Source organism: Nostoc sp. UHCC 0251, assembly GCF_034932245.1.
GTDB lineage: Bacteria > Cyanobacteriota > Cyanobacteriia > Cyanobacteriales > Nostocaceae > Nostoc.
Map to the genome: position 1 here is coordinate 1 of NZ_JAYGHD010000169.1, position 7,006 is coordinate 7,006.

The 7,006-nt window shown below is 41.9% G+C and carries 8 protein-coding genes; all 8 read right to left on the reverse strand.

All coding sequences use genetic code 11. The features are described 5' to 3' along the window. Positions 1–341 precede the first annotated feature (341 nt). The 8 genes from VB740_RS16390 to crtO all read right to left on the reverse strand — a co-directional run bounded on the left by VB740_RS16390 (position 342) and on the right by crtO (position 6,802). Positions 342–641, reverse strand: coding sequence for an RNA-binding protein (locus VB740_RS16390; protein ID WP_323201028.1), 300 nt, complete (start codon positions 639–641; stop codon positions 342–344). 275 nt (positions 642–916) lie between these two features. Continuing rightward, positions 917–1,516 (reverse strand): arsinothricin resistance N-acetyltransferase ArsN1 family B, encoded by a 600-nt coding sequence (locus VB740_RS16395; protein WP_323201029.1) that lies wholly within the window; start codon positions 1,514–1,516, stop codon positions 917–919. Positions 1,517–1,544: 28 nt separating this feature from the next. Beyond that, on the reverse strand, positions 1,545–1,904 hold the full coding sequence (locus VB740_RS16400) for a VOC family protein (protein ID WP_323201030.1): 360 nt from the start codon (positions 1,902–1,904) through the stop codon (positions 1,545–1,547). Between the two features lie 61 nt (positions 1,905–1,965). Further along, positions 1,966–2,262 carry a hypothetical protein gene (locus VB740_RS16405; protein WP_323201031.1) on the reverse strand — a complete coding sequence of 99 codons (297 nt, stop codon included), beginning with the start codon at positions 2,260–2,262 and terminating at the stop codon, positions 1,966–1,968. A 249-nt stretch (positions 2,263–2,511) separates the two neighbouring features. Then, complete coding sequence (locus tag VB740_RS16410) at positions 2,512–3,522, reverse strand: SDR family oxidoreductase (protein ID WP_323201032.1); 1,011 nt, start codon at positions 3,520–3,522, stop codon at positions 2,512–2,514. Positions 3,523–3,740: 218 nt separating this feature from the next. Beyond that, entirely contained in the window at positions 3,741–4,334 is a 594-nt protein-coding gene (locus VB740_RS16415; RefSeq protein ID WP_323201033.1) for a hypothetical protein, read from the reverse strand. 147 nt (positions 4,335–4,481) lie between these two features. Beyond that, positions 4,482–4,688 (reverse strand): high light inducible protein, encoded by a 207-nt coding sequence (locus tag VB740_RS16420; protein ID WP_323201034.1) that lies wholly within the window; start codon positions 4,686–4,688, stop codon positions 4,482–4,484. Positions 4,689–5,101: 413 nt separating this feature from the next. Beyond that, complete coding sequence (crtO, locus tag VB740_RS16425) at positions 5,102–6,802, reverse strand: beta-carotene ketolase CrtO (protein ID WP_323201035.1); 1,701 nt, start codon at positions 6,800–6,802, stop codon at positions 5,102–5,104. Positions 6,803–7,006 lie beyond the last annotated feature (204 nt).

The window sequence follows — 7,006 nt, forward strand, 5'->3', positions numbered from 1 at the left end:
ACCCTCTGATTAAGATTCTGTTACATAGCGGGAAATTTTAGCACCCACTTACTTATAACAAGTTAGAAAACACGCCCTAGTACTAGCGAACAAGCAAAACAAGTAATTATCAAGCCAATACCTTTCGGTTAAGGGGGAAAGGGGAAGGGGAAAAAGTAGAAGAAAAACCTTTAACCCAAACCCAGTAACCTTTTCCCAAAACCAGATTACAAGTTAAAAATGCTTAACCGAACAGTATTGATTATCAAGCAAGTTTTGCAGTAAAAAGGCTCAAGCATTCCTGCCTGAGCCACAAATAAATTCAATTTATAGATTAGCTTCAATAGCTATATCTCTGAATCTTAATAACGATTGCCGAAGCTATTGTTTCCCCGATTACCACCAAAGGAACCTCTATCTTCTCTGGGTTTAGCCTTGTTCACTTTAAGGTCACGTCCCATCCACTCAGCACCATCAAGAGCATCAATAGCAGCTGTTTCTTCAGCATCTGTGCCCATTTCCACAAAACCAAAGCCACGCATACGACCTGTATCACGGTCGGTAGGTAACTGAACCCGTTTTACAGAACCATATTCTGCAAACACAGCATTCAAACCTTCTTCTGTAACTTCGTAAGAAAGATTGCCTACATAAACTGACATAAATTGTCTCCAAAATCATAGATGTGTAGAGTTTTAGATTTCGGAGAAAAGTCTGTGAATACCAAAAGGAAAAAGCCTGTCAATAATAAAAACAAACGCGGTCGCCGAATTAATTCTCACTTTCTATTATTACATAGCAGCTAGATATTTAGTGTGAGTTTCTCAAACTGTTATAAAAAGTAATATAAACAATTAATCACTAAGTAAGTGGATATGATTAAACGTACCATATCAATGTTGTCGCAGTGATGAACTACCTAATGGCAACACCAAAGTTAAACGCGAAGTAACAACAGTCCACTTTCTAAGGCTTCATTCCACAAAGGCGATTTTTGAACTTCTAGCAGAGAGAGAGGTGGATTTACAGTTAGTAGTTGCTTTTGTTGCAGAGATAGTTGCCACCATCCGACATCGTGCCACTCATCAAACTTATACCCAACTCTACGAAATACACTTACAGGTGAAAAACCGATAGCCTCATGCACAGCGACACTTGCTGAATTAGGTAAAGCGATTGCAGCAAAAACATTGTAATATCCTTGGAGTTGCAGCAACCTAAAAAGAGAAGTGTACAAAGCTTTAGCAACTCCCTTTCTACGATGCTCAACATTGACGTAAACCGATGATTCCACAGACCATTGGTAAGCGGCACGAGTCCGATAGGGAGTAGTATAGGCATAGCCTAGAAGCTCACCCTTAATTTCGCATACTAGCCAAGGCATCTGCTGTTGATAATTTTGGATACGCTGCTGAAATTCCATCTTGCTGGGAGGCTCTATCTCAAAGGAAATTGCAGTTTCCCGCACAATTGGCGCATAAATTGCCAGCATTTTTAACGCATCACTTTCATTAGCCAATCTGATTGCAGCCTTCACAGCACATCCTTTGTGGGCTAAAAATTAATCATCCAAACTCAACATACTCAATAATAGTTCCATCAGGATGCATCGCTCGCATATTGGCTCCAGTGGGAACTTTGTTCGGTTCCGCCAGAATCACTGCACCCTGCTGAGTCAGTGCTTCTCTAAAATCATTGAGTGAGTCAACGAGAAATGTTGCGTGTGTACTCTTGAATGAAGAGAGTGCTTCTGCCGAACCAGCAATTAAAAGAATAGAACCCACACCTGCGAGTTCCAACTCTGCTTCGGAATATTGAAACCATAACCAACATTTTTCTGTAAAGAGATTTTCATAGAAAGCGATCGCCTCATCTAAATCTATTGGACTAAGATAGACTCTGGTTAGTACTTTAAGAATTTGCATTGCAAATTGTCTATTAGGCAGCTAGTGTATTTTATTTTGCTTCTTCGGTAATCATAGTTAACTAAGATTGGGTAAGAAATAACCTATCTTCAACTTGAAAAAGGTCTTCAACTCCCTGTTCACTTAGCTCTTGATCTCCTTGTTCGCTGTCAATCAAAATACATTTCATTTCTACTCCTTCAGCCCCACATAAGTCATCTGTATAGCTATAACCAAGATATATACATAAATAAGCATCAGTACTTAGTTTGAGGAGTGTGTCATAGAAAATAACAGAATGAGGCTTTCTGATGTCATTTTGAACTAAAGTATCTAATAAGGGAAGATAGGTATAAAAGTTAATCAGGCTGATAAACAATTTTACAACCTGAAATTTTTGTCCATCATTTAATTTACGGGTTTTATATATCGAACAGAATTCGGGAGCCAGAATTCAGAATAAATTCTGTACCACACAGCAAATAGCTTAGTGCAGCGTAAAGCCTTCTCTACGAAAGGCTACGCGTAGCGTCTCGTAGAGAGGAACGAGCGTGTTGATCCTGACTCCTGAATTCTGACTAAAAAAGGAAAGAATTAGAGCAAGCCTTTTTAAGGGGAACTACTGCATTTATCCTTGCTCTTTGATTACTTGAGCTACTAACAACGCTAATGCAGCAGTACCAGCGATCGCACCCCACTGAAGAACCGGATTTTTTTCTAGCCAATCGGAAACACTAGGTATAACTAAGTTACCATAATCTCCATCAACTCTGTCGTCTTCAGCAACAGGTTGGTAAAAATTATTCGATGCATCTTCAGACTTCGGCTCGGAACTATGCTGTAACTTGAAGCCAACGAGCAGTAACAGTGAATCTACTAATGGCGGTGAAATGCGCTGTACCAAGTCTAATATTTTAGCTACATCCCCAACCAAGTAGTCACGAGTTGGATGTTCGGCTACATAGAGGATAGCATCAGCTACAAGTTTAGGCTCGTAGTAAGGTGGTATCCCAGAAGGCTTTACGCCTAATTTCGTCAGCCCATTGTTCCAGAAGGGGGTATTAATCACTGCTGGCTTTACACTTGTGACGCTAATAGGCCATTTCTCATGTTGCAACTCAACGCGCATCGCTTCAATAAAACCCTCAACCCCATGCTTCGCTGCCGAGTAAGCACTTTGGTAGGGGAGCGATCGCCTACCTTCCATTGAAGAGACATGAATCAATGCTCCCCTTCCCTCACGCTTCAGATGGGGTAGGGCCGCCATTGCACCATACACCTGTCCCATGAGATCGACATCAATAACATGCTTAAACTCTTCTGGTGTTGTATTGTCGAAAGTGGCAAAGATGCCGACAGCGGGGACATGTACCCATGTATCAAGTCGCCCGTACACTTCCACAGTTTTATCTGCGATCGCCTTAACTTGGTCAAATACTTCCACATCGGCTACGCAATAAGTTGCCTCGCCGCCAAAGCTGTGAATCTCTTCTACTAAAGACTTTAGCTTCGATTCACCGCGAGCGGAGACTACCACTTTTGCCCCGCGTCTAGCAAACTCAAGAGCTGCGATCCGTCCGATACCACTGGAGGCTCCAACGACGGAAACGACCTGTTGATTGATTGGCTTTAATTTCATAAGTGTTACTCCTTAAAAGGTATTGGGTACTGGGGATTGGGAATTAAAATTTATCAAGAAAGGCAGGAGGAAAACTGCACTCTGTTTCCTGCCGCGACCAAAGAGAGCAAGGGTTTAAGACCCTCACTGAAATTGCTATAAGAATTCGTTAAAGATTCTGGATTTAATACACAGATATAGCAGCACCTGTGAAAAACTTTTTTGTTATGAACAAAGTGCTAATTTTCCTCACTATTTGAAGCCTGCGGAGAATCATAAACGCCCCAATATTCAATACCCCGATCGCGTAATATCGGTTCAACACGATGAATCTCTTCTTCTGAGCCTTCTAGTATGAGCAAATAATAACTCTGCTGGAGGCGATCACTATAAACTCTGGCTCTGTCTTCAGGGATTCCTAAATCGCCTAGTGCCTTCAGTAAATTCTGATTTGCTGCGGCTCCCACAGCAACACCTCCCACGCTGCTGACTAATGCTACACCTACAGAACCTGCTGCGAGTACAGCTCCTAAGCCGGGAAGTGCTAAACTACTCAAACCAACTAACACGCTACCCCAAGTACTTGCTGCTAGTGCTTCTTTTACTGGCCCGCTTGTATTGACATCTTGATCACCGATGCGATCACCGAAGGTGGGGCGTAGCCCATCGCTTATCTGCGCTTCACCTACGCGATCGCCTTGCTCTATATCTTTTGCGATGACAGAAACTTGCTCCATAGGAAAGTTCGCAGTTTTTAATTCATTAATTGCTTGCTCTATTCCTTGAGAATTAGTAAATACTCCTAATGCATGTATTGTGTTTTTAGTTATCATATTTTTCTCCTTCGGAATTATTGTATTAGTGCGTCCATATATAACCTCGGCATTAGACTCTAATTCACGAGTAGGTTTATTACAACGCTCCTAAATTGTTATTTATTGAATTATTTCCCCAAGGGGGGATAAATCATTAGTGAAGAATTAGCGAACCAAGTGGAGTACGTCACGCACTAAACTATAGCCAGCCAAATCCCAAAGTAGGTAAGAAACGAAGCCAATCATCGCTAAACGTCCATTCCATAGTTCTTGCTGGGGATTCCAGCCAAAAATCCAAGCATTGCGATCGACACCGTTATAGGCTTTAGCTTCAGTAGATAAATCAATCGCTTTGTTAGTTTCAGTTGCCATTGTAAATATTCCTTAATAACTCTCTTACACCCACATCTTAGTTACTATTACGGTTGCAGTTCTCTGTCTAGTGGGGAATTTGAAACTGTCACAGGAAGTATCTGTAAGGATTTTATAGGCTTTTGATCATTTGTGCTAAGAAGTATCAGGAACTTGCTCAAAAAACCTCACAAAATTTACCCAAAAACCTCACCCTGTCTTATAGAACATCCCTCTCTTTAATAAGGCTATCGTGTACACAAAAGTCTTTTAAAACTGTTTTATACCTTAACCTGTAATGCTATTGCATCGACCCGTTATGCCATTGCATCGACTCGTTAGGGGAATAATCTTCTCAAAGTCCTCCTTTTTAAGGAGGATTTAGGAGGATCTAAAATTTGTGATACATCACCCACCACTTTACAAACAACCTCTTAGTCTGATTCCTTCCTCAAGACGGATGCAAACGCAGATTTAATTGAACCTCCTGCTTCCTTGATTTTCTGAGCGATGGGTTGCTCATTATGCAAAAACACACGCGCACAGTTGCGTCCCGGCAAACCGGAAATTGAACCACCCGGATGAGTTCCAGCACCAGTAAGATACAAGTTATCAATTGATGTTTTGTAGTTAGCCAATTCCGGCAACGGACGGAAGCAAAGCATTTGTTCTAAGGTCATGTCGATGTGGTAATAATTACCTTTATAAGTTCCTAGCCGTTCTCCCAATTCAGCCGGACTTTCGACATGACGAGCGATGATTGAATGTTGCAGATTGGGCGAATACTGCGCCAGTTTATTAATCACCTTATCTGCAACTTTGTTCTTCAGTTCATCCGTCCAACCCGTACCTTTTAAACCTGTACCTTCTGCACCAGCAATTTGATAAGGTGCAAAAAACTCTATCCATAATGTGTGCTTGCCTTCCGGTGCCATTGATGGGTCGAGTCCGGTAGGCATTACTACATACATTGATGGGTCTTCATCAGGAATTTTGCCCAGAGTAATCAGACTATGAGCCTGTTCTACATGATTGACGGAATCAGCAATCAGAATAGAACCCATCAGATAATTATCTTGGTGATTGTGGTGGACAAAACGCAAGGGTTCAGATAAAGCACAATCGATTTTGAGGATGGTTTCATTGTTGTTGACGATGCGGCGGTCTAACCTTTCGCGCAAGTTGCTATCGGCATTATCGACATCGCTACTATCCATCAGTTGTAAGAATAAGCGCTTGGCATCAATACTTGAAATTACACCTTTATTCGCACGATATTCTTTGCCACCAGCAACCCGCACACCAACCGCTTTACCATTATCTACCAAGACTTTTTCTACTTTTTGGTCGGTGAGAATCGTACCACCTTCAGCTTTTACCATTTTCACCAAAGCTTCCACAAGTCCACCACTACCACCACGCGGTCTTGCCATACCAGGATTATGACGCAACATCATCATCATCGCCCCAAAGGACATAGCTTTTTGTGAGGGAGGGGAACTCAGTTCGGCTGAGAGTCTAGCCAGAGGTGCTTTGACAAACTCAGAATCGAAGTACTCGTTAATATTATCTGTGGCACTGCTGAGTAGGGTACGGAGTAAATCAAGGGTTGTATTAGAACCACCTAGAAGGGAAAATAAGTCTTGCAGACTATTGAGATTGTAATTACCAGCAATATCAACAATTGATTTAGGTGGTGCATTGAAGAAAGGAGCAATCCCTGTAATAAAGCGCTGCCAAAAATCGGCATATTCAGCGTATTTTTCAGCATCACGCTGACTGTAACGGGCAATTTCCGCACAAGTCTTTTCTATAGATTGATGAGCTAAGAAATACTTACCATCTGGATGGGGACAAAAGGCAACTGGATCGCAGGTAAGATATTCCAAGCCGTACTTATGCAGTTCCAACTCTTGGATGACTGGCCCTAAGAAAATGAAGAGATGGTTAATCGCGCAAGGACTAAACTTAAAACCAGGCGCTTCATCAGGCATAAGTTCTTCAGTTGTGCAACCACCACCAGGGAGCGATCGCCCTTCTAATAACAGGACGCTGTAACCAGCTTTTAGCAGGTAGCCAGCACAAACTAAACCATTATGACCAGCGCCAATAATTACAACGTCATACGATTCCATAAGTGCAATGGGGAGAGTAAAGTATATTCCCTGATATTAGAAAGTACTGAAGATATCTAAATCTTTCGTGGGTTATAGAATATTTGGCGTTGCTAAATCAAGGGATGATTCTTGTAGGGTGTGCGACACGAGATCCCTAAAATACAAGGGACGGGCAAGATGCCCATCCCACAAAACTAGCAAAATCATCCCGCAAATATGCAA